Consider the following 22,108-nt stretch of genomic DNA (forward strand, 5'->3'; position numbering starts at 1 on the left):
CGTGTTCCACGTGGAACACGACCACCGCCATTTCTGTCGCCGGACCGATCAGAGCGGCCGCAGGGCCGGCTCCTTCTGTACCGCCCCCAGCAGGCGGTCGATCGCCATCTCGACGTCCTCCCGCCAGGAGAGCGCGGTGCGCAACTCCAGTCGTAGCCGGGGGAAGCGCGGATGCGGGCGTACCGTCTTGAAGCCCACCGCGGTCAGATGGTCGGCGGGCAGCACGCAGTCGGGAGACCCCCACTTGGCGTCGCCGAACACCTCGATGGCCCGGAAGCCGCGGCGGATCAGATCCTTGGCGACCGTCTGCACGAGCACTCGGCCGAGACCCTGCCCCTGGAAGCCCGGCAGCACTCGGGAGGTCATCAGCTGAACGGCGTCCCCCGACACCGGGCTGGTGGGGAATGCGGTGGAGCGGGGCACATAGGCGGCAGGGGCATAGAGCACGAAGCCGGCCGGCATCTCATCGACGTAGACCAGCCGGCCGCACGAGCCCCACTCCAGCAGCACCCCGGAGATCCAGGACTCCTTCTCCAGTTCAGGGCGGCCTGCCTTGACGGCCGCTTCGCCACGGACCGGATCGAGCTCCCAGAAGACACAGCGTCGACACGGCTTGGGAAGGTCGGTGAGATTGTCGAGGGTGAGCGGTGCGAGCCGACGTCCCATCTGGCGAAGACCCCGTTTCTGTCAGCCAACCAACCAGCCCGTCGGCACCCCGGCGCAACCTGCCGGGGTGCCGACAGGTCACTCGGCGCTGTTCTCGGCGTCGTCACCGTCCTCGGAGTCGACCTCCAGCCGGTTCTCCAGGACCTTGCCCTCACCGGGGGCCATTGATCCCAGGATGCGCTCCAGATCCTCTATCGAGGCGAACTCCACGACGATCTTTCCGCGCTTTTGACCCAGGTCGACCTTCACCCGGGTGTCGAAGCGATCCGAGAGCCGGGTGGCAAGGTGGGTCAGAGCCGGGGAGACCCGACGGCCGGCCCGCGGCGCGGCAGCCTTCCGGGTGGCCGTGGGCTCGCTGTTCATCAGCGTCACGATCTCCTCGACCGCGCGCACCGACAGACCTTCGGCGACGATCCGGTGGGCCAGCCGGTCCTGCTCGTCGGCATCGTCCAGGGAGAGCAGCGCCCTGGCATGTCCGAACGAGATCACCCCGGCGGCCACCCGGCGCTGTACCGGCGCCGAGAGCTTCAGCAGACGCAGCGTGTTGGAGACCTGGGAACGGGAACGGCCGATCCGGTCGGCCAACTGCTCATGAGTGCAGGCGAAGTCGCGCAGCAACTGGTCGTAAGCCGCGGCCTCCTCAAGCGGGTTGAGCTGAGCCCGGTGCAGGTTCTCCAGGAGAGCGTCCAGCAGCAGCTTCTCGTCGTCGGTGGCGCGGACGATCGCCGGGATGCGCTCGAGTCCTGCCTCCCGGCAGGCCCGCCATCGACGCTCGCCCATGATCAGCTCATAGCGGGCGGTGTCGATCTGCCGCACCACCACCGGCTGCAGCAGGCCCACCTCCTTGATGGAGGTGACGAGCTCGTTGAGGGCATCCTCGTCGAAGACCTCGCGCGGCTGCCGTGGATTCGGGGTGATGGCGTCCAGCGCGAGTTCCGCGAAGTAGGCGCCTGTCACCGGCGCTTCCGCCCCGGACAGGTCCGGTTCGGTTCCACGTGAAACAGGGATGTCCACCACCGCGGGTACGGCCTCGGCCGCTCGGCGGTCTGCCAGACCGGCCACCTTGGCCGCGGCAACACCGCGGTCCGGCACCAACGTGGCCTGGCTCGCCGACGTGGTGCTGGCCGGCTGCGGCGCGGCCGGGATCAGCGCGCCAAGACCACGGCCGAGCCCTCTGCGTCGATCACTCACTGAATCCCCTCCGACATGCTGTGCGGGTTGTGCTCTTGGTGCTGTTCGGCGTGCTCCGGGTCGTATTCGACCGCAACGTTGGCAGGCAGGCCCCGTAGAGCCATCTCACGGGCCGCCTCCAGGTAGGAGAGGGCGCCGCTGGAACCCGGGTCATAGGTGAGCACGGTCTGGCCGTAGCTGGGTGCCTCCGAGATACGCACCGACCGGGGGATGTTGGTGCGCAACACCTCCTTGCCGAAGTGGGTGCGCACCTCCTCCGCGACCTGGGCGGCCAGCCGGGTCCGGCCGTCGTACATCGTCAGCAGGATCGTGGAGACGTGCAGCCGCGGGTTGAGGTGGGCACGGACCAGGTCGACGTTCTTGAGGAGCTGACCCAGGCCCTCCAGCGCGTAGTACTCGCACTGGATCGGGATGACCACCTCGGCGCCGGCCACAAGGGCGTTCACCGTGAGCAGGCCGAGCGAGGGCGGACAGTCGATCAGCACATAGTCCAGCGGCTGCTCGTAGCCCTCGATCGCCTTCTGCAGTCGGCTCTCGCGAGCGACCAACGAGACGAGTTCGATCTCCGCACCCGCCAGGTCGATGGTGGCGGGGGCGCAGAAGAGCCCCTCGACATCGGCGACCGGGAGTACGACATCGGAGAGCGGCTTGCTCTCCACCAGGACGTCGTAGATCGACGGGACCTCGGCGTGGTGGTCGATACCCAGCGCGGTGGAGGCGTTGCCCTGGGGATCAAGGTCGATCACCAGGACCCGGTTGCCGTGCAGCGCCAGGGAGGCCGCGAGATTGACGGTGGTGGTGGTCTTCCCCACCCCACCCTTCTGGTTGGCGACCACCATCACCCGGGTCTGGGCAGGTCTGGGTAGCCCCTCGCCGGCGCGACCGAGCGCCTCGACGGCCAACTGGGCCGCGCGGCCAATAGGGGTGTCATCCATGGGAGGCAATGTTTCACGTGAAACATCGCTCCCGTACCCCGGGGGCCCGGGCAGGGGTCCTCCGGCGGTTTCGGCTGAGCGGGGACCGGGGACCGGATCGGCCATCGGTCCCGCAATGTTGGCGTCGGACCGCAAGGACTCACTCTCCTCGACTTCAGGCTCGCTATGAGGAGAGCCTGCCATGCCCGAGGGGTGCTGAACCAGCGAGCCCCGGCCGCCTGTGGATAAATCCCGAGAACTATCCACAGGCGGGGCCTTCTTGACGGGTTTACTGGCATGCGCTTCGGCCGCGGCGCGGCCACGGTTGAGAACTCCGGGGAGCAGCGAGCGACGTTTCACGTGGAACACGATGCACAGCGGCGCGACGCTATCTGCGTAGACACTCCGGATCGTGCCGTTTTGGACGGTTGGATGGCGTAGAAAGCCGGCACGAGAGACGGCCTTCAAGAACGTTGCCGCCGCCAGATGACTCTGGCAGCGGCAACAGCTCGGCAGCAGTGGAACGGTCTCAGCGGACCGGTGTCAGCGGCGGCGCCTACCGCCCGCGCCGTTGCGTGAGGCGCGGTGTGCACGTGCTGCCTTGGCCCGCCTGCTGGCCGCCCGTACCCCGCCGGGGCTCTCGCCGACCTGTACCCGGACCACCGTGGAGAGCGGATCGACGATGCCCTCGCCGACCTGGACCACGGTCGCACCCACCGCACCGAGCCGGCCGAGCGCGGCACGGGCCGCCTTCAGCTCCTCCTCGGCGGTGTCGCCCTTGAGGACGGCCATCTCTCCGTGCGGGCGCAGCAGCGGCAGGCCCCAACCGGCCAACCGCTCCAGTGGAGCCACCGCGCGGGCCGTCACCACGTCCACCGGGGCCAGCAGGCCGACCATCTCCTCGGCCCGGCCGCGCACCACCGTGACGTTCGCCAGGCCGAGCAGCTTGACCACCTCTTCGAGGAAGGTGGTCCGCCGCAGCAGCGGCTCCAGCAGAGTGATCTCCAGATCCGGCCGGACCAGCGCCAGCGGGATACCGGGCAGCCCGGCACCGGAGCCGACATCGCAGACCGACACAGCCTCGTCAACCACTTCGGAGAGCACCGCGCAGTTCAGCAGGTGCCGCTCCCACAGCCTGGGCACCTCGCGCGGGCCGATCAGCCCGCGCTGAACCCCCACGTCGGCGAGCAGCCCGGCGTAGCGCAGCGCGTCGCCGAACCGGTCGCCGAAGACCTCTCTGGCCTGCTCGGGCGGCGCGGGAAGCTCCGCTGCTGCCTCGGTCACGGGGGCAGTCCTTTCCTCGGATGTCCGCGCCTCGGTTGTCCAGGCGCGGGGAAGGCAGACGTACACCATCAGGGTTACAAGGTTTCGGCCCCGCCTGCGAACAGACGGGGCCGACGGATTGGTCACGCGCGGGTGCGCGGGCGGGCCGGTCGCGGTACTACACGGGCAGTACGACCACTCGGCGTTGCGGCTCCTCGCCCTCGGACTCGCTGCGCAGACCGGCCGCTGCGACCGCGTCGTGCACGACCTTGCGCTCGAACGGCGTCATCGGGTCCAGCTTCACCGGCTCACCGGTCTGCTTGACCTCTTCCGCCGCGCTCGCGCCGAGCTTCGCCAGCTCGGCCCGCTTGTGCGCACGGAACCCGGCGATGTCGAGCATCAGCCGGCTGCGCTCGCCGGTCTCCCGGTGCACCGCGAGCCGGGTCAGCTCCTGAAGCGCCTCCAGGACCTCGCCGTCCCGCCCGACCAGCTTGTTCAGATCTCGGCTGCCGCCGTCGCCGATGATCGACACCGACGCGCGCTCGCCCTCGACATCCATGTCGATGTCGCCGTCGAGGTCGGCGATGTCGAGCAGACCCTCGAGGTAGTCCGCAGCGATCTCGCCTTCCTGTTCCAGCCGGGTCAGGCCGGCGGACGCGCCGCTGTCGGGTGCCGTGGTCGTGTTGACGTCGCTCACGCCTGGACTCTCCTCTTACTTCTTCTTCGACAGGTTGCCCGGCTTGGACTTCGAGCCACCGGACTGCTTACCCGAGGCACCGCCGCCCTGCTTTGAACCGCCCGCCCGGGGGGCACCGGCCCTGGGCGCACCCGCTCGGGGCGTGCCGCCCTTCCCGCCGCCGGACTGCTTACCACCGGACGACTTCGACGCACCGGACGACTTCGAGGCACCAGAACCGCCGGACGACTTCGAGGCGCCGGACCCACCGGGCCCACCGGATTCGCCGGATTCGCCGGATTCACCTGACGACTTCCCGGACGTGGCGGTCCCGGAGTCGGAGCTGGAACCCGTACGCGTGCTGGTCGCGGTCCCACCGGTGGTCCGCTGGGACTTGCTCTGCCGCTTCGGCTGGCTGCGGTTGGCGCGCGCCTGCTCGACCGCTTCCTTCGCCTTGATCTCCTCCGGCGGCTCCACCAGCTTGCCCTTGGCCCGCAGCCGCTCCTGCCGCTGCTTGAACGCGAGGCTGCCCGGAGTGGGGTTGCGCCGGATGACGACGAGTTGCTGGCACATCGTCCACACGTTGGTGGTCAGCCAGTACAGCAGCACACCGACCGGGGCGATGATGCCGAAGCCCGCGAAGATCAACGGGAACACGTACATCAGCATCTTCTGCTGCTGCATGAACGGCGTGTTCACCGACATGTCCACGTTCTTCGTCATCAGCTGGCGCTGTGTGTAGAACTGCGAGAACGACATCAGCACGATCATGATGATCGTGACGATGCGCACCTCGGTCTGGGTGGCGTTCAGGTGCGCCAGGGTGGCGGTGCTGTCCAGGAACTTCGCCGGCAGCGGGGCGCCGAAGATGTGTGCGTGCTGCGCACTCGTCACCAGGTTCTCGTGGATGACGCCGACCGGGTGGCCCTTCGCCACGTTGCTCAGCACGTGATACAGGGCGAAGAAGAACGGCGACTGGACCAGAATCGGCAGGCACGAGGAGAGCGGGTTGGTACCCGTCTCCTTGTACAGCTTCATCATTTCCTCGGACTGCTTCTGCCGGTCGTTCTTGTAGCGCTCCTGGATCGCCTTCATCTTCGGCTGGAGCACCTGCATGTTCCGGGTGGACTTGATCTGCTTCACGAAGAGCGGGATCAGGGCCGTCCGGATCAGGACCACCAGGGAGACGATGGACAGACCCCACGCCCAACCGCTGTCCTTGTCGAAAACCAGGCTGTACAGCGAGTGGAACTGGACGATGATCCACGAAACGGCGTCATAGAGGGGGTTCAAGATCCCCACGGTCAGGCTCCTTGGGCGTGAGAGGGTCCGGTGGGCTCGGGCGTGACGGGCCCGTCGGAGCCGCCCCGCAGGTAGCGGCGCAGCAGTTCGTGCCATCGCGGCCGCTTACGCGGCGGGACGTGATCCACGCCACCCGGCGACCAGGGGTTGCACCGCAGAATGCGCCACACGGTGAGCACGGTTCCCTTGATCGCGCCGTGCCGGTCGATGGCCGTGTATCCGTAGTGCGAGCAGGAGGGGTAGTACCGGCACACCGGCCCGAGCAGGGGACTGATGGTCCACTGGTAGAGCTTGATCAGTGCCAGTAGCGGGTATTTCATCGAGCTACCCTCCCCTCGGCGTCGCCACGGGTGTCACGGCCCAGCAACCGCTGGAGCGCGGCGTCCAGGTCGAGGGCTAGCTGTGCGTGGTCCGCGCTGCCCGCGCCGGGGAGCGCGCGTACTACCACAAGGCTACCGGGGGGCAGCAGCGGCAGTCGTTCCCGGACCAGATGACGCAGTCGACGCCTGACCAGGTTGCGCTGCACGGCGTTGCCGACAGCTTTGCTTACGACGAAACCCGCACGCGCCGGGGGACTGCCTCCCCCTCGCGCATGCGGGTCCGTTGCGTCGCGGCGCAGATGGACGACCAGCAGCGGGCGACCCGCCCGGCGTCCACGGCGAACCGCTTCGCCGAAGTCCTGGCGCCGCCTCAGCCGATTCTCGGTGGGCAGCACGGCATGAAACCTGTGGCAATCAGGCGGACAGGCGGGCGCGGCCCTTGCCACGGCGGGTCGAGAGAATGGCACGGCCGGCGCGGGTACGCATGCGCAGACGGAAGCCGTGGGTCTTCGCGCGACGACGGTTGTTCGGCTGGAAGGTGCGCTTGCTCACTCGGGGGCTCCAGGGGATCGGGATGGCAGCGGTGCGTCGCCTGGCTGTCACCGTGCGCCCACGAGAAAGCTCGCGGACTGATCGGGTGTACCGCTTTGACAACCACCCGGAGGCCGGAGGCATCCGGAAGATCTTCGCCCATCGGTAGGCAGGCGGCAGCAGCCATCGACAACTCGACCTCGATACGGTACGTGCGGCTAGGCCATCCGGTCAAACCCGGCCGCGACACCCCGAGGTTTGTACACACCCTGTGGACAACGACTTGAACCGCGCACACTGGCCTGACTACCGTGACTGGACTCCGGACTCCTCACACGCACCGAACTTCGTACACTCCCCGCCCATCCGGAGGTTCACACTTTCGCGGGAGTTTTCCGCACCACCAAGCGACCCGAGAGAGCGTGCACTGTGGCCGACGTGACTGCCGATCTTGCCGCAGTGTGGCCACGGGTCTTGCAGAAGCTCCTGGTGGACAGCGAGCTGAAGCCCAAGGACACGGAGTGGCTGCAGCGCACCCAGCCGCTGGCCCTGGTGGCCGGCACCGCGGTGCTCTCCGCTCCCAACGAGTTCGCCAAGAACGTGCTGGAGGGCCGGCTGCTGCCGCTGATCACCAAGGTGCTCAGCAGTGAGTTCGGTCACTCGGTCGGGATCGCGATCGCGGTCGCCTCGGGTGGCGACCAGGAGCAGCCGCCTCCGCCCTCCACGGAAGCGGCCGACGACCGCGACCAGCGCGACGGGCACGGCTCCCGCGACGCCCTCGGTCCCCGCGACCGCGATCAGCGCGACAGCCGGGACGCTCGCGATGTTCGGGACCCACGCGACCAGCACGACGCCCGCGACAGCCGCGATCCGCGCGACGCCCACGAGCTCCGGATGCGCCCGGCCTACCCCGACGACCGCCAGGACTGGCAGCAGCCGAAGCTCGGCAGCTGGGGCGTGCCCGCACCGGTCGACTTCCAGGAGCGCGAGCCGTACGAGGTGCGCCGCGACTCCTACGACGACCGGCGCTCCCCCCGGGACTCCTACGACGGTGGCCGGTCCGAGTCGTACGACAGCCGCCCGGAGCCGTACGACGAGCGGCGCTACCGGCCCGAGCCGCGCGACTCCTACCCGAGCGTGCCGCACCAGGGCCACCAGCAGGGCCGCTCCGGCCCGCACCAGGGCGGTCCGCAGTCGTACGTGCCACCCCCGGCCGCGTACCAGCAGTCGGGCGGCGTGCCGACCGCGCGCGGCGAGCAGCCGGGCGGCGGGAACGGTGGCAGCACCGGCGCGGTGGAGCCGACCGCGCGGCTGAACCCGAAGTACCTCTTCGACACCTTCGTGATCGGCGCGTCCAACCGCTTCGCACACGCGGCCGCGGTCGCCGTCGCCGAGGCGCCCGCCAAGGCGTACAACCCGCTCTTCATCTACGGCGAGTCCGGCCTCGGCAAGACGCACCTGCTACACGCCATCGGGCACTACGCGCGCAGCCTCTACCCGGGCACCCGGGTGCGGTACGTGAGCTCGGAGGAGTTCACCAACGAGTTCATCAACTCCATCCGGGACGGCAAGGCGGACGCCTTCCGCAAGCGGTACCGGGACATGGACATCCTGCTCGTCGACGACATCCAGTTCCTGGCCCAGAAGGAGTCGACGCAGGAGGAGTTCTTCCACACCTTCAACACCCTGCACAACGCGAACAAGCAGATCGTGCTCTCCTCCGACCGGCCGCCCAAGCAGCTGGTCACCCTGGAGGACCGGCTGCGCAACCGGTTCGAGTGGGGCCTGATCACCGACGTCCAGCCGCCCGAGTTGGAGACGCGGATCGCGATCCTGCGGAAGAAGGCGGTGCAGGAGCAGCTCAACGCGCCGCCGGAGGTACTGGAGTTCATCGCCTCGCGCATCTCGCGCAACATCCGCGAGTTGGAGGGGGCGCTGATCCGGGTCACCGCCTTCGCCAGCCTCAACCGGCAGCCGGTCGACCTCCAGCTCACCGAGATCGTGCTCAAGGACCTGATCCCGGGCGGCGACGACTCGGTGCCGGAGATCAGCGGCACTGCCATCATGGCGGAGACGGCCGCGTACTTCGGACTGGCGGTGGACGACCTGTCCGGGTCCTCCCGCAGCCGGGTGCTGGTCACCGCCCGGCAGATCGCGATGTACCTGTGCCGTGAGCTGACCGACCTGTCGCTGCCGAAGATCGGTGCGCTCTTCGGCGGCCGTGACCACACGACGGTCATGCACGCCGACCGGAAGATCCGCTCGCTGATGGCCGAGCGGCGCTCCATCTACAACCAGGTGACCGAGCTGACGAACCGCATCAAGAGCTGACGGCGGGCGCGCAGGCCCCCGCACCGACACACCGCCGCACCGAAGAACCGCCGAATCCCCGCGTCGACGCACGCCCGCACCCAGCCGTCGCGTGTGCAGACGCCTGCGCAGGCACCTCCGACCCCCGCGCAGACCCCGCCGGCGCACGCCGGCAGCCGCCGAGACCCGCCTACGAGAGCCCTACGAGTGCCCCGGGAGCCCCGCTCCCGGGGCACTCGCCGTTTCCGGCTGTTCGATTACCGCCACCCGGAGATCCGTTTCTCCACAGAAACGCCGCCGGAGCGCTGTCCACACCCTGGGGACACCGGAGTTGTCCAGATTCGTCTCCACAGGCCAGGCGGCCCAAGGGTCGTCCGCCCAGCTCAGCGGGGTGTGGAAATGTGGGTAACCCGTATCCACAGACTGTGGATGAAACGGGCAACCCTGCACCTGGGACGAGTAGTTGTCCACCGCTCACCCACAGGATGCCCTGGGTTGTGCACAGCTTCGGCCCGCTTCTCCACATGCCTGTCCACTGTTCGGCAACGAAACACGGTCAGCCGCACGAACGAGTGAAAGCCGTCACACCAAGGAGGTGGGTTGGCCTGGGGAGAACCCGGGTATTTCTGGGGATGGAGCTGGGGACAAGTCGGGTTGTCCTGTGTATCGGGTGTGCACAACTTTCCGCTGTCCACAGCGACCCCTGGTTATCCACGGCCGTCGCCCACAGGCTCGGTGGATAAAAAACCGGGCCTGACCTGCACAGGAACCGGTTATCCACGGTATCCACAACCCCTACTACTACGACTACACATAGAGAGCTGCGAAGTCGTTTCAAAGCGGGGGGTGTGCACAACTCGGCCCGGCACCTCCCCGCGGCTCGGGTCACGGCTTGACGCCAACCCGCACCTACTGTCAGTCCTGTGCGTCAGACTGGTCCCCGACAGCCAGCAACAAGCAGGAGGCGGTTCCGGTGAAGATCCGGGTGGAGCGCGACGTACTCGCCGAGGCAGTGGCTTGGGCAGCCCGTAGCCTCCCGGCCCGTCCCCCGGTGCCCGTACTCGCCGGACTGCTGCTCAAGGCCGAAGAGGGCAAGCTCAGCCTCTCCGGCTTCGACTACGAGGTCTCGGCGCGGGTTTCGGTCGAGGCCGAGGTCGACGAAGAGGGCACCGTGCTGGTCTCCGGCCGGCTGCTCGCCGACATCTCCAGGGCGCTGCCCAACCGCCCGGTGGAGATCTCCACCGACGGCGCGCGGGTCACCGTGGTCTGCGGCAGCTCCCGCTTCACCCTGCACACCCTCCCCGTCGAGGAGTACCCGGCGCTGCCCGCGATGCCCACCGCCTCGGGCACCGTCCCCGGTGAGGTCTTCGCCGCAGCCGCGGCCCAGGTCGCCATCGCCGCCGGGCGCGACGACACGCTGCCGGTGCTCACCGGTGTGCGGATCGAGATCGAGGGCGACACCGTCACGCTGGCCGCCACCGACCGGTACCGCTTCGCGGTCCGCGAGTTCCTGTGGAAGCCCGAGCAGGCCGACATCTCCGCGGTCGCGCTGGTGCCCGCCAAGACGCTCCAGGACACCGCCAAGTCGCTCACCAGCGGCGACACCGTCTCCATCGCCCTGGCCGGCGCGGGTGACGGCGAGGGCCTGATCGGCTTCGAGGGCGCCGGCCGCCGCACCACCACCCGGCTGCTCGAAGGCGACCTGCCGAAGTACCGCACGCTCTTCCCCACCGAGTTCGCCTCGGTCGCGGTGATCGAGACCGCGCCCCTGGTCGAGGCGGTCAAGCGCGTCGCGCTGGTCGCCGAGCGCAACACCCCGGTGCGGCTGAGCTTCGAGCAGGGTGTGCTCACCCTGGAAGCCGGCTCCAGCGACGACGCACAGGCGGTGGAAAGGGTCGACGCCAAGCTCGACGGCGACGACATCTCGATCGCCTTCAACCCGACGTTCCTGCTCGACGGCCTGAGCGCGATCGACTCCCCGGCCGCCCAGCTGTCCTTCACGACCTCCACCAAGCCCGCTCTGCTCAGCGGGCGCCCGGCGATCGACGCCGAGGCCGACGACGCGTACAAGTACCTGATCATGCCGGTGCGCCTGTCCGGCTGAGGTCCGGGACGCGGGCCGACGTAGGCTCGTGGTCGGATCAGGTCAGGGAAGGCGGTCCAGCCAGGTACCGCGGTCACGCGCAAAGCGTCACGCGTCGAATGCTTCGAACGAAGGGTCAGTGATGGAGCTCGGTCTCATCGGTCTCGGCAAGATGGGCGGCAACATGCGCGAGCGCATCCGCCGCGCCGGCCACACCGTCATCGGGTACGACCGGAACCCGGACCTCGCCGATGTCCACAGCCTCAAGGAACTTGTGGACTCGCTCCATGGGCCGCGCGTGGTATGGGTGATGGTCCCGGCCGGCCAGGCCACCCAGTCCACCATCGACGAGCTCGGCGAGCTGCTCTCCCCCGGCGACCTCGTGGTCGACGGCGGCAACTCCCGTTGGACCGACGACGAGAAGCACGCCGGCGAACTGGCCGCCAAGGGCATCGGCTTCGTCGACTGCGGTGTCTCCGGCGGCGTGTGGGGCCTGGCCAACGGCTACGCGCTGATGTACGGCGGCAAGGCCGAGGACGTCGCCAAGGCGCAGCCGATCTTCGACGCCCTCAAGCCCGAAGGTGACTCCGGCGCGGTGCACGCCGGCAAGGTCGGTGCCGGCCACTTCGCCAAGATGGTCCACAACGGCATCGAGTACGCGATGATGCAGGCGTACGCCGAGGGCTGGGAGCTGCTGGAGGCGGTCGACTCGGTCACCGACGTCCGTGAGGTCTTCCGCTCCTGGAAGTCGGGTACGGTGATCCGCTCCTGGCTGCTCGACCTGGCCGTGGACGCGCTCGACAAGAGCGAGCACCTGGAGAAGCTGCGCGGTTACGCGGACGACTCCGGTGAGGGCCGCTGGACCGTGGAGGCCGCGATCGACAACGCGGTGCCGATGCCCGCGATCACCGCGTCCCTCTTCGCCCGCTTCTCGTCCCGCCAGGACGACTCGCCGCAGATGAAGATGATCGCCGCGCTGCGCAACGAGTTCGGCGGCCACGCGGTCACCGCGGCCGAGTAGGCCGAGCAGCGGTACCGCACCGCACGTCACAGCAGGGAGGTCGGCGCGCCCAGCGCCACAGCACGCGATGCACGTAGCGCACCTTTCGCTCGCCGACTTCCGCTCCTACGCCCGGGCCGAGGTCCCCCTCGACCCGGGCGTCACGGTTTTCGTCGGGCCCAACGGGCACGGCAAGACCAACCTGGTCGAGGCGGTCGGTTACCTGGCCACCCTCGGTAGTCACCGGGTCGCCGCGGACGCGCCGTTGGTGCGGCTCGGCGCGGAGCGGTCGGTGGTGCGCGCCCAGGTGGTGCAGGGCGACCGGCAGCAGCTGGTCGAGTTGGAGATCAACCCGGGCAAGGCCAACCGGGCCCGGATCAACCGCTCCTCGCAGGTCCGGCCGCGGGACGTACTGGGCATCCTGCGCAGCGTGCTGTTCGCGCCCGAGGACCTGGCGCTGGTCAAGGGCGACCCCGGCGAGCGCCGCCGCTTCCTCGACGAGCTGGTCACCGCCCGCACGCCCCGCCTCGCCGGGGTGCGCGCCGACTACGAACGGGTGCTCAAGCAGCGCAACACCCTGCTGAAGTCGGCCGCGTTGGCCCGCCGGCACGGCAGCCGGGCGACCGCGGGCTCCGGCGGCCGGACGGGCGGCGCCGACCTGTCCACCCTCGACGTGTGGGACCAGCACCTGGCCCGCGCCGGCGCCGAAGTGCTCGCCCAGCGGCTCGACCTGGTCGCCGCGCTCCAGCCGCTGGCCGACAAGGCGTACGAGCAACTCGCGCCCGGCGGCGGCCCGGTCGGCCTGGAGTACCGCGGGTCCATCGGTGACGAGCGGATGGCGGGCGCGACCGGCCGCGAGGACCTGTACGGGCGGCTGCTGGAGGCGCTGGGCGAGGCCCGTAAGCAGGAGATCGAGCGCGGCGTGACGCTCGTCGGGCCGCACCGCGACGACCTGGTGCTGAAGCTCGGCCCGCTGCCGGCGAAGGGCTACGCCAGCCACGGCGAGTCGTGGTCGTACGCCCTTGCGTTGCGGCTGGCGTCGTACGAACTGCTCTGCTCCGACGGCCGGGAGCCGGTGCTGGTGCTGGACGACGTGTTCGCCGAGCTGGACACCCGGCGCCGGGAGCGGCTGGCCGAACTCGTCGCGCCCGGCGAGCAGGTGCTGGTCACGGCCGCGGTCGACGACGATGTGCCGGAGGTGCTGGTGGGCACGCGGTTCGCGGTGCAGGACGGGACGGTGCAGCGGTCATGAGCGAAGGCGGGCGGGCAAGGGCCCGGCGTGAGGACGGCGGGAGCGGGGCCGTACCCCGGCAGGACGGCGCGGCGCCGGGCACCGCATCCGGCAGCACATCCGGCGCGCCGGATCAGCCGGCGGCGGCCGGGACATCGGGTGTGGACCTCGCCCGCGTGGCGCTGCGGGCGGCCAAGGAGCAGGCGCGCGCCAGGGGTGCGGCCGCGGTGCAGAAGAAGCAGGCCCGCCGCGGCGGCCTGCGCAGCGGCGCCAGGGCGGACGGCCGTGACCCGCTGCCGCTGGGCGCGGCGATCAACCGGCTGATCACCGAGCGCGGTTGGGAGGCGCCGGCCGCCGTCGGCGGGGTGATGGGCCGCTGGCCCCAGCTCGTCGGACCCGAGGTGGCGCTGCACTGCTCGCCGGACCGGTACGACGAGGACGAGCGGGTGCTGACCGTCCAGTGCGACTCCACCGCGTGGGCGACGCAGTTGCGGCTGCTCGCGCCGACCCTGGTGGCCCGGCTCAACGCCGACCTCGGGCACGGCACGGTGCGGGTGATCAAGGTGCTGGCGCCGGCCGGACCGAGCCGGTCGTACGGCAGGTTGCGGGCGCCCGGCAGCCGCGGTCCGGGTGACACATACGGGTGAGCGCGTGGCGCACGGATGCCCCTGCTGAGCGTAGCGAGGGGTTGACAGCCGGAAGCCCTGGACGCCCGTGTGAGCGGTTTCGGCACCGGGTCCGCGTGTAGGGAGTCGGGCGAGGCGGGGTTTGGGCGGCACATGGGAACTCAGGTACCGGCAAAGCCCCACTCATGTCGGCGCTACCGGTAGACTGATACGAGACCGCCCTCCCCTGGCAGTCCGGCGAGTCCGGCAGGGGTACCCCAGCGGAACCGTCGAACCACAGTCAGAACATCGCAGCCGATCCCACCGCGGTGGGATCCGGCTCGTGCTGTGCCAGAAAGGGCGCTTCGTGGCCGATTCCGGCAACCCCAACGAGAACTCCAACAAGTCCTACGACGCCAGTGCGATCACCGTGCTGGAAGGGCTCGAGGCGGTGCGCAAGCGCCCCGGTATGTACATCGGCTCGACCGGTGAGCGGGGCCTGCACCACCTCGTGCAAGAGGTCGTCGACAACTCGGTCGACGAGGCGATGGCCGGCCACGCCGACACCATCGACGTCACGATCCTCGCCGACGGCGGCGTGCGCGTGGTGGACAACGGGCGCGGCATCCCGGTCGGCATCATCCCCTCGGAGGGCAAGCCGGCCGTCGAGGTCGTGCTGACCGTGCTGCACGCCGGCGGCAAGTTCGGCGGTGGCGGCTACGCGGTCTCCGGCGGTCTGCACGGCGTCGGCGTCTCCGTGGTCAACGCGCTGTCGACGCGCGTCGTTGTCGAGGTCCGCACCGACGGGTACCGCTGGACGCAGGAGTACAAGCTGGGCGTGCCGACCGCGCCGCTGGCCAAGCACGAGGCCACCGAGGAGACCGGCACCTCGGTCACCTTCTGGGCCGACCCCGACATCTTCGAGACCACCGACTACTCCTTCGAGACGCTCTCCCGGCGCCTCCAGGAGATGGCGTTCCTCAACAAGGGCCTGCGGATCGCGCTGACCGACGAGCGCCCCGACCACGTCGACGAGGAGGGCAAGCCGCTCGCCGCGTCGTACTACTACGAGGGCGGCATCGTCGACTACGTGCGGTACCTCAACTCGCGCAAGGGCGAGATGGTCCACCCCACGGTGATCGACATCGAGGCGGAGGACAAGGAGCGGCTGCTGTCGGTCGAGGTCGCGATGCAGTGGAACACCCAGTACAGCGAGGGTGTCTACAGCTTCGCGAACACGATCCACACCCACGAGGGCGGCACCCACGAGGAGGGCTTCCGCGCGGCGCTGACCGGCCTGGTCAACCGCTACGCGCGGGAGAAGAAGCTGCTGCGTGAGAAGGACGACAACCTCACCGGCGAGGACATCCGCGAGGGCCTGACCGCGATCATCTCGGTCAAGCTCGGCGAGCCCCAGTTCGAGGGTCAGACGAAGACGAAGCTCGGCAACACCGAGGCGAAGACGTACGTCCAGAAGGTCGTGCACGAGCACCTCACCGACTGGCTGGACCGCAATCCCAACGAGGCCACGGACATCATCCGCAAGTCGATCCAGGCGGCCACCGCCCGGGTCGCGGCCCGTAAGGCGCGGGACCTCACCCGCCGCAAGGGCCTGCTGGAGTCCGCGTCGCTGCCCGGCAAGCTGAGCGACTGCCAGTCGAACGATCCGACGAAGTGCGAGATCTTCATCGTCGAGGGTGACTCCGCCGGCGGCTCGGCGAAGTCCGGCCGCAACCCGCAGTACCAGGCGATCCTCCCGATCCGCGGCAAGATCCTCAACGTGGAGAAGGCCAGGATCGACAAGATCCTGCAGAACCAGGAGATCCAGGCGCTGATCTCGGCCTTCGGCACCGGTGTGCACGAGGACTTCGACATCGACAAGCTCCGCTATCACAAGATCATCCTCATGGCGGACGCCGACGTCGACGGCCAGCACATCAACACGCTGCTGCTGACCTTCCTCTTCCGGTTCATGCGCCCGCTGGTGGAGGCCGGGCACGTGTACCTCTCCCGCCCGCCGCTGTTCAAGGTGAAGTGGGGCCGCGACGACTGGGAGTACGCCTACTCCGACCGCGAGCGCGACGCGCTGGTCGCGCTGGGCAAGCAGAGCGGCAAGCGCATCCGCGAGGACTCGATCCAGCGCTTCAAGGGCCTCGGCGAGATGAACGCGGAAGAGCTGCGGGTCACCACCATGGACATCGACCACCGCGTGCTCGGCAAGGTCACCCTGGACGACGCGGCGCAGGCCGACGACCTGTTCTCGGTCCTGATGGGCGAGGACGTGGAGGCACGCCGCACCTTCATCCAGCGAAACGCCAAGGACGTCCGGTTCCTGGACATCTGAGTCGGCCCCGACTTCCGGCCGTGTGAAAGGACTATCAGACAGCGATGGCCGACGAGACCCCCAACACCCCTCCCGTGCCCGATCTCCCCGCGTCCGAGATGGACGAGCGCAACGAGTCCGGAGGGCTTCGCATCGAGCCCGTCGGGCTCGAGACGGAGATGCAGCGCAGCTACCTCGACTACGCGATGTCCGTCATCGTCTCGCGCGCCCTGCCGGACGTGCGCGACGGCCTCAAGCCGGTGCACCGCCGGGTGCTGTACGCCATGTACGACGGCGGCTACCGGCCGGAGAAGGGCTTCTACAAGTGCGCCCGCGTCGTCGGTGACGTCATGGGTACGTACCACCCGCACGGCGACTCCTCGATCTACGACGCGCTGGTCCGCCTGGCGCAGCCGTGGTCGATGCGGATGCCGCTGGTGGACTCCAACGGCAACTTCGGCTCGCCGGGCAACGACCCGGCCGCCGCCATGCGGTACACCGAGTGCAAGATGGCGCCGCTGGCCATGGAGATGGTCCGGGACATCGACGAGGAGACCGTCGACTTCACGGACAACTACGACGGCCGCAACCAGGAGCCGACGGTCCTGCCGGCCCGCTTCCCGAACCTGCTGATCAACGGTTCGGCCGGTATCGCGGTCGGCATGGCCACCAACATCCCCCCGCACAACCTGCGGGAGGTCGCCGACGGCGCCCAGTGGTTCCTGGCCAACCCGGAGGCGGGCTCCGAGGAACTCCTCGACGCCCTGATCGAGCGGATCAAGGGCCCGGACTTCCCGACCGGCGCCCTGGTGGTCGGCCGCCGTGGCATCGAGGACGCGTACCGCACCGGCCGCGGCTCGATCACCATGCGCGCGGTCGTCGAGGTCGAGGAGATCCAGAACCGGCAGTGCCTGGTCGTCACCGAGCTGCCGTACCAGACCAACCCGGACAACCTCGCGCAGAAGATCGCCGACCTGGTGAAGGACGGCCGGATCGGTGGCATCGCGGACGTCCGCGACGAGACCTCCTCGCGTACCGGCCAGCGGCTGGTGATCGTGCTCAAGCGCGACGCCGTCGCCAAGGTCGTGCTGAACAACCTCTACAAGCACACCGACCTCCAGTCGAACTTCGGCGCCAACATGCTGGCGCTGGTCGACGGGGTACCGCGCACGCTGTCGTTGGACGCGTTCATCCGGAACTGGGTGAACCACCAGGTCGAGGTCATCGTCCGGCGCACCCGCTTCCGGCTGCGCAAGGCCGAGGAGCGCGCCCACATCCTGCGCGGGCTGCTCAAGGCGCTCGACGCGATCGACGAGGTCATCGCGCTGATCCGGCGCAGCGACACCGTCGAGATCGCGCGCGAGGGCCTGATGGGCCTGCTGACGATCGACGAGATCCAGGCGAACGCGATCCTGGAGATGCAGTTGCGCCGGCTGGCCGCCCTGGAGCGGCAGAAGATCATCGCCGAGCACGACGAACTCCAGGCGAAGATCAACGAGTACAACGCGATCCTGGCCTCGCCCGAGCGGCAGCGGCAGATCATCAGCGAGGAACTGCAGGCCATCGTCGACAAGTTCGGCGACGACCGGCGCAGCAAGCTGGTGCCCTTCGACGGTGACATGTCCATGGAGGACCTGATCGCCGAAGAGGACATCGTCGTCACGATCACCCGCGGCGGCTACGTCAAGCGCACCAAGACCGAGGACTACCGCTCGCAGAAGCGCGGCGGCAAGGGCGTGCGCGGCGCCAAGCTGAAGCAGGACGACATCGTCGACCACTTCTTTGTCACAACCACGCACCAATGGCTGCTGTTCTTCACGAACAAGGGACGCGTCTACCGCGCCAAGGCGTACGAACTTCCGGACGCCGGCCGGGACGCCCGCGGCCAGCACGTCGCCAACCTGCTGGCCTTCCAGCCGGACGAACGGATCGCCCAGATCCTGGCCATCAAGGACTACGAAGCAGCGCCGTATCTGGTGCTCGCCACCAAGTCCGGTCTGGTGAAGAAGACCGCGCTGAAGGACTACGACTCCCCGCGCTCCGGCGGTGTCATCGCGATCAATCTGCGCGACGCAGGGGTGGCCGAGGAGGGCGCAGCCGCCGAGTCCGACGAGCTGATCGGCGCCGAGCTGGTCTCCGCCGAGGACGACTTGTTGCTGGTCAGCCGTAAGGCGCAGTGCATCCGCTTCACCGCGACGGACGATGCGCTGCGGCCGATGGGGCGGGCCACCTCCGGTGTCAAGGGCATGAGTTTCCGCGAGGGTGACGAACTCCTCTCCATGAACGTGGTCCGGCCGGGTACGTTCGTCTTCACCGCCACCGATGGCGGGTACGCCAAGCGCACGCGGGTCGACGAGTACCGCGTACAGGGGCGCGGCGGACTCGGTATCAAGGCAGCGAAGATCGTGGAGGACCGGGGCTCTCTGGTCGGGGCGCTGGTGGTCGAGGAGACCGATGAGATCCTCGCCATCACCCTGAGCGGCGGTGTGATCCGCACGCGGGTCAACGAGGTCAGGGAGACCGGTCGTGACACCATGGGTGTTCAGCTCATCAACCTCGGCAAGCGGGACGCGGTGGTAGGTATCGCGCGGAACGCCGAAGCGGAGGATGATCCGGACGGTGTGGATCCGGACGGCGTGGAGCCGGATGAGCAGGACGGCGCGGCGGCGCAGGCAGCAGCGCAGGAAGACACAAGCACGACAGGGCATGACGCTGCGGCCCCGGGCACGGAGCCCGAGGCCGGTGAACCAGAGGAGTAAACCGTGAGTGGAGCCATGGGCGCCGCGGGCGGGTCCGGCAGGACGGGCGGTGCGCACGGTGCCGGCCGGACAGGCGGTGCCCATGGCTCGACCGGGGGAGCCGGGCCGACCGGCTCCGCGGACCGGAAGGGTCCGCAGGAGGGGGGATACACCGTGACGGACACCCGTCAGTCGCCGCAGCAGCCGCCGGCCGCCTACGCGCCGCCGCGCCCGCCGGGCGCTCCTGCCGGGGCGCCCGGCGGGGCTCCTGATGGGGCCGCGGGCTCGCCGGCGGCGGCCGGGGTGCGCAGACCGCGCCCCGCGGCCCGTACGGCGCCGCACACCCGCAAGGCGCGACTGCGGGTGGCCAAGGCCGACCCGTGGTCGGTGATGAAGGTCAGCTTCCTGCTCTCCATCGCGCTGGGCATCTGCACGATCATCGCCGTCGCCGTGCTGTGGATGGTGCTCGACACCATCGGCGTGTTCAACGCCGTGGGCTCCACGATCAGCGACGCGACCTCCTCCGAGGGCGGCAAGGGCGGCTTCGACCTGGTCGGCTTCCTGTCGCTGTCCCGGGTGATGCTCTTCACCACGGTGATCGCGGTCATCGACGTGGTGCTCGCCACCGCACTGGCGACGCTCGGCGCCTTCATCTACAACCTCTCCTCGGGCTTCGTGGGCGGCATCGAGCTGACTCTCGCCGAGGACGAGTAACCGATTTTGGGGCACGGCCCCTGGTGCGCTAATCTTTCGGTGCAGCGCGGGGCTATAGCTCAGACGGTTAGAGCGCTTCCCTGATAAGGAAGAGGCCCCAGGTTCAAGTCCTGGTAGCCCCACCAGCGCAAACAGCCCCTCACGGGATCCGTGAGGGGCTGTTTACATCTACGGCTGACATCGGTCGTCCCGAAGCGGATCCCCGGCAGCAGGCCCGCGGGCATCGCGGTGTGGGCGCGCCGCCCGGGACGGTCCGACGGGGCGGGACGGTCCGACGGGAAGGTCCCGCGGGACGCGCTCCTTCCACCGGACGTGATGCCCTACCCGTTTTCGGTGCCAGATAACCGTTCGGTATCGGCCGCTGTGTATAGTCGGGCGGGTCAGAAGCTCGTCTCACGCTAGAAGGAGGAGGGTCAGGCGATGAAGAAGATTCTCCTGATCGCCCTGGCCGCCGTTGCCGGGCTGTTCGTGTACCGGCAGATCCAGGCGGACCGCGCCGAGCAGGACCTGTGGACGGAAGCCACTGACACGGTCCCGGGTGGCTCCGGCACAGACGTGTGAGACGCCGTTAGCAGTACGCCGCAAGGCGTGGGGGCGGTCTCCGGGCCCCGGTCGCACAGCGCGACCGGGGCCTTCGCTGTTCCCGCGGGCTTCGATACGGTGCCGGTGCATCGCGCTCTGATCGGTGGGGACAGGAGCAGGGGATGAAGCGCACGACGTTCGGCGCGGCCGCAGCCTTGCTGCTGCTGGCCGCGGCAACAGGCCCGGCGGCAGCGGACGGCGGGGCCACGACCCCGACCCCGACCGCGCCGGCCTCCTGGCAGCCGCGGGGCAGCGTGCTCGACGGCGCGGCCACCACGGCCGACGCGCCCGCGATGAAGGCCGGCGCCACGTACCGGGACACCATCAAGCCGGACGAGACCCGGATGTACGGCATCGCGCTGGACGCGAAGTCCTCCGCCTACGCCTCGGTGTTCGCGGTGCCCCCGCCCGGCTCGAAGGTGACCTACGACGACGGCATCGAGCTGAAGCTGGTCAGCGCCGACGGGTCGGAGTGCGACAGCCGCGAGGAGCACTTCGACGACGACGGCGACGCCCGCCCGGTCGGCACCGCGGTGGAGCGCGCCACCGGCGACGAGGACGACGACTGCCAGGGCGCCAACCAGTACACCCTTCAGGTGCACCGCACCTCCGACTCCGGCTCGGATCAGGCGGCCTGGCCGCTGGAGCTGCGCTACGTGCTCGAACCGCCGCTGAAGTCCGGCTCCGTGCCGCTGCCCGCCCCCGCCACGGCCGGCGCCTCTCCGACCCCGCTCACCACGGGCACCGTGAAGCAGGCGTCCGGCGGCACCTCCTTCGAGACCGCGGCCGCGATCAGGACCGGTATCTGGAAGGACCGGGTGCTGCCCGGCGAGACCCGCTTCTACAAGGTCCCGGTGGACTGGGGCCAGCAGGCCACCGTCTTCACGGACTTCTCCAGCGCGCCGCTGATCGGCAGTTCGCTCGACTTCGTCGGCTCCGGCGTGCGGCTGACGTCCTTCAGCCCGGTCCGGCAGTACGTCGACGGTGACGACGACTCGTACTCCGGCTCGCCCACCTCGCTGGTCGAGCAGTTGCCGCCGGTGTCCTACGCGAACCGCTCGTCGGACGACGACATGGTGCAGCGGGTGCGGGTCGCGGGCTGGTACTACTTCGCGGTCACCGTGCACCCGGGTGTTGCCGAGCAGGTCAGCGGGCCGGTGCCGATCACGCTTCGGGTCCAGGTCAAGGGCGCCGCGCAGGCCGCCCCGGCGTACTCGGGGGACCCGGGTGCGGCCGGGATCGGCGTCGACGCGCACGACGTGGCGGCGGCCGACGGCACCGCGACCGGCGGCTCGTCCTCCTCCGCGCTGCGCCTGGTCGCGTTCGTGGCGTTCGGGGTGGGCACGCTGCTGCTGCTCGTCCTCGCGGTGTGGTTCGGCGCGGCGCGGTGGCGGCCGGCGAGGGCGCAGGGCTGACCCTGCGGAGTCTCGGGCTTGTTCAGGACGTTCGTTGAGGACGTTCGTTCAGGACGCCATCAAGGCCGCGATGCCCACTGCGAAGCAGAGCAGGGCGAGGACCAGGACGGGGACCGCGACTTTCGCCGGCGGGCCCGGCTTGGCGCGGCCGGCCGGGACCTCGGTGGAGGCGGTGTCCGCCGAGGAGTGGGTGGAGAAGTGGGCGGGGGAGCCGGCGGGCCCGGCCGCGGGGACGGGCTCGGGC

The 22,108-nt window shown here is 69.5% G+C and carries 19 protein-coding genes, 1 tRNA gene and 1 pseudogene; 11 read left to right on the forward strand and 10 right to left on the reverse strand.

The genetic code is table 11. The features are described from left to right. Positions 1-48: 48 nt before the first annotated feature. The 9 genes from AC13HU_RS07150 to rpmH all read right to left on the reverse strand — a co-directional run bounded on the left by AC13HU_RS07150 (position 49) and on the right by rpmH (position 6,884). Complete coding sequence (locus AC13HU_RS07150) at positions 49-666, reverse strand: GNAT family N-acetyltransferase (RefSeq protein WP_483040901.1); 618 nt, start codon at positions 664-666, stop codon at positions 49-51. Positions 667-744: 78 nt separating this feature from the next. After that, positions 745-1,857, reverse strand: a complete 1,113-nt coding sequence (locus AC13HU_RS07155; protein ID WP_483040902.1) for a ParB/RepB/Spo0J family partition protein — start codon at positions 1,855-1,857, stop codon at positions 745-747. Then, entirely contained in the window at positions 1,854-2,975 is a 1,122-nt protein-coding gene (locus tag AC13HU_RS07160) for a ParA family protein (RefSeq protein WP_483040903.1), read from the reverse strand. The genes AC13HU_RS07155 and AC13HU_RS07160 overlap by 4 nt, the downstream gene beginning before the upstream one ends. Positions 2,976-3,314: 339 nt before the next feature. Next, positions 3,315-4,055 (reverse strand): 16S rRNA (guanine(527)-N(7))-methyltransferase RsmG, encoded by a 741-nt coding sequence (gene rsmG / locus AC13HU_RS07165; RefSeq protein ID WP_483040904.1) that lies wholly within the window; start codon positions 4,053-4,055, stop codon positions 3,315-3,317. A gap of 157 nt (positions 4,056-4,212) precedes the next feature. Then, positions 4,213-4,731: a Jag family protein gene (locus tag AC13HU_RS07170; protein ID WP_483040905.1), complete on the reverse strand. Its 519-nt coding sequence runs from the start codon at positions 4,729-4,731 to the stop codon at positions 4,213-4,215. Positions 4,732-4,746: 15 nt separating this feature from the next. After that, positions 4,747-6,012 (reverse strand): membrane protein insertase YidC, encoded by a 1,266-nt coding sequence (gene yidC / locus AC13HU_RS07175; RefSeq protein WP_483040906.1) that lies wholly within the window; start codon positions 6,010-6,012, stop codon positions 4,747-4,749. Positions 6,013-6,014: 2 nt separating this feature from the next. Then, positions 6,015-6,332, reverse strand: coding sequence for a membrane protein insertion efficiency factor YidD (yidD, locus tag AC13HU_RS07180; RefSeq protein WP_483040907.1), 318 nt, complete (start codon positions 6,330-6,332; stop codon positions 6,015-6,017). After that, positions 6,329-6,727 carry a ribonuclease P protein component gene (gene rnpA, locus AC13HU_RS07185; RefSeq protein WP_483040908.1) on the reverse strand — a complete coding sequence of 133 codons (399 nt, stop codon included), beginning with the start codon at positions 6,725-6,727 and terminating at the stop codon, positions 6,329-6,331. Before rnpA ends, yidD begins: the two co-directional genes overlap by 4 nt. 19 nt (positions 6,728-6,746) lie before the next feature. Next, the gene (gene rpmH / locus AC13HU_RS07190; RefSeq protein WP_103886005.1) at positions 6,747-6,884 is read right to left on the reverse strand and encodes a 50S ribosomal protein L34; all 138 of its coding nucleotides are present in this window, start codon (positions 6,882-6,884) and stop codon (positions 6,747-6,749) included. A 408-nt stretch (positions 6,885-7,292) separates the two neighbouring features. Here rpmH and dnaA point away from each other — a divergent pair, with 408 nt between their 5' ends. The 11 genes from dnaA to AC13HU_RS07245 all read left to right on the forward strand — a co-directional run bounded on the left by dnaA (position 7,293) and on the right by AC13HU_RS07245 (position 21,864). After that, positions 7,293-9,194: a chromosomal replication initiator protein DnaA gene (gene dnaA, locus AC13HU_RS07195; protein ID WP_483040909.1), complete on the forward strand. Its 1,902-nt coding sequence runs from the start codon at positions 7,293-7,295 to the stop codon at positions 9,192-9,194. 952 nt (positions 9,195-10,146) lie between these two features. Next, positions 10,147-11,277 (forward strand): DNA polymerase III subunit beta, encoded by a 1,131-nt coding sequence (dnaN, locus tag AC13HU_RS07200; protein ID WP_483040910.1) that lies wholly within the window; start codon positions 10,147-10,149, stop codon positions 11,275-11,277. 28 nt (positions 11,278-11,305) lie between these two features. Next, positions 11,306-12,277 carry a phosphogluconate dehydrogenase (NAD(+)-dependent, decarboxylating) gene (gene gnd / locus AC13HU_RS07205; protein ID WP_483040911.1) on the forward strand — a complete coding sequence of 324 codons (972 nt, stop codon included), beginning with the start codon at positions 11,306-11,308 and terminating at the stop codon, positions 12,275-12,277. 67 nt (positions 12,278-12,344) lie between these two features. Further along, positions 12,345-13,508 carry a DNA replication/repair protein RecF gene (gene recF, locus AC13HU_RS07210; protein ID WP_483040912.1) on the forward strand — a complete coding sequence of 388 codons (1,164 nt, stop codon included), beginning with the start codon at positions 12,345-12,347 and terminating at the stop codon, positions 13,506-13,508. Next, on the forward strand, positions 13,505-14,134 hold the full coding sequence (locus tag AC13HU_RS07215; RefSeq protein WP_483040913.1) for a DciA family protein: 630 nt from the start codon (positions 13,505-13,507) through the stop codon (positions 14,132-14,134). Before recF ends, AC13HU_RS07215 begins: the two co-directional genes overlap by 4 nt. A gap of 301 nt (positions 14,135-14,435) precedes the next feature. After that, positions 14,436-16,436, forward strand: a complete 2,001-nt coding sequence (gene gyrB, locus AC13HU_RS07220) for a DNA topoisomerase (ATP-hydrolyzing) subunit B (protein ID WP_483040914.1) — start codon at positions 14,436-14,438, stop codon at positions 16,434-16,436. A 44-nt stretch (positions 16,437-16,480) separates the two neighbouring features. Continuing rightward, positions 16,481-19,174, forward strand: coding sequence for a DNA gyrase subunit A (gyrA, locus tag AC13HU_RS07225; protein ID WP_483040915.1), 2,694 nt, complete (start codon positions 16,481-16,483; stop codon positions 19,172-19,174). 15 nt (positions 19,175-19,189) lie between these two features. Continuing rightward, the gene (locus AC13HU_RS07230; RefSeq protein ID WP_483040917.1) at positions 19,190-19,867 is read left to right on the forward strand and encodes a DUF3566 domain-containing protein; all 678 of its coding nucleotides are present in this window, start codon (positions 19,190-19,192) and stop codon (positions 19,865-19,867) included. Positions 19,868-19,915: 48 nt separating this feature from the next. Next, a tRNA-Ile gene (locus tag AC13HU_RS07235) sits at positions 19,916-19,992 on the forward strand. A 295-nt stretch (positions 19,993-20,287) separates the two neighbouring features. Beyond that, the gene (locus AC13HU_RS07240; RefSeq protein ID WP_328466668.1) at positions 20,288-20,428 is read left to right on the forward strand and encodes a DLW-39 family protein; all 141 of its coding nucleotides are present in this window, start codon (positions 20,288-20,290) and stop codon (positions 20,426-20,428) included. Between the two features lie 143 nt (positions 20,429-20,571). After that, positions 20,572-21,864 (forward strand): hypothetical protein, encoded by a 1,293-nt coding sequence (locus AC13HU_RS07245; RefSeq protein ID WP_483040916.1) that lies wholly within the window; start codon positions 20,572-20,574, stop codon positions 21,862-21,864. A 48-nt stretch (positions 21,865-21,912) separates the two neighbouring features. Here AC13HU_RS07245 and AC13HU_RS07250 read toward each other — a convergent pair. Next, positions 21,913-22,108: pseudogene (locus AC13HU_RS07250) on the reverse strand (serine/threonine protein kinase); the annotation flags it as partial.

It is taken from the genome of Streptomyces sp. NH27 (assembly GCF_056859195.1).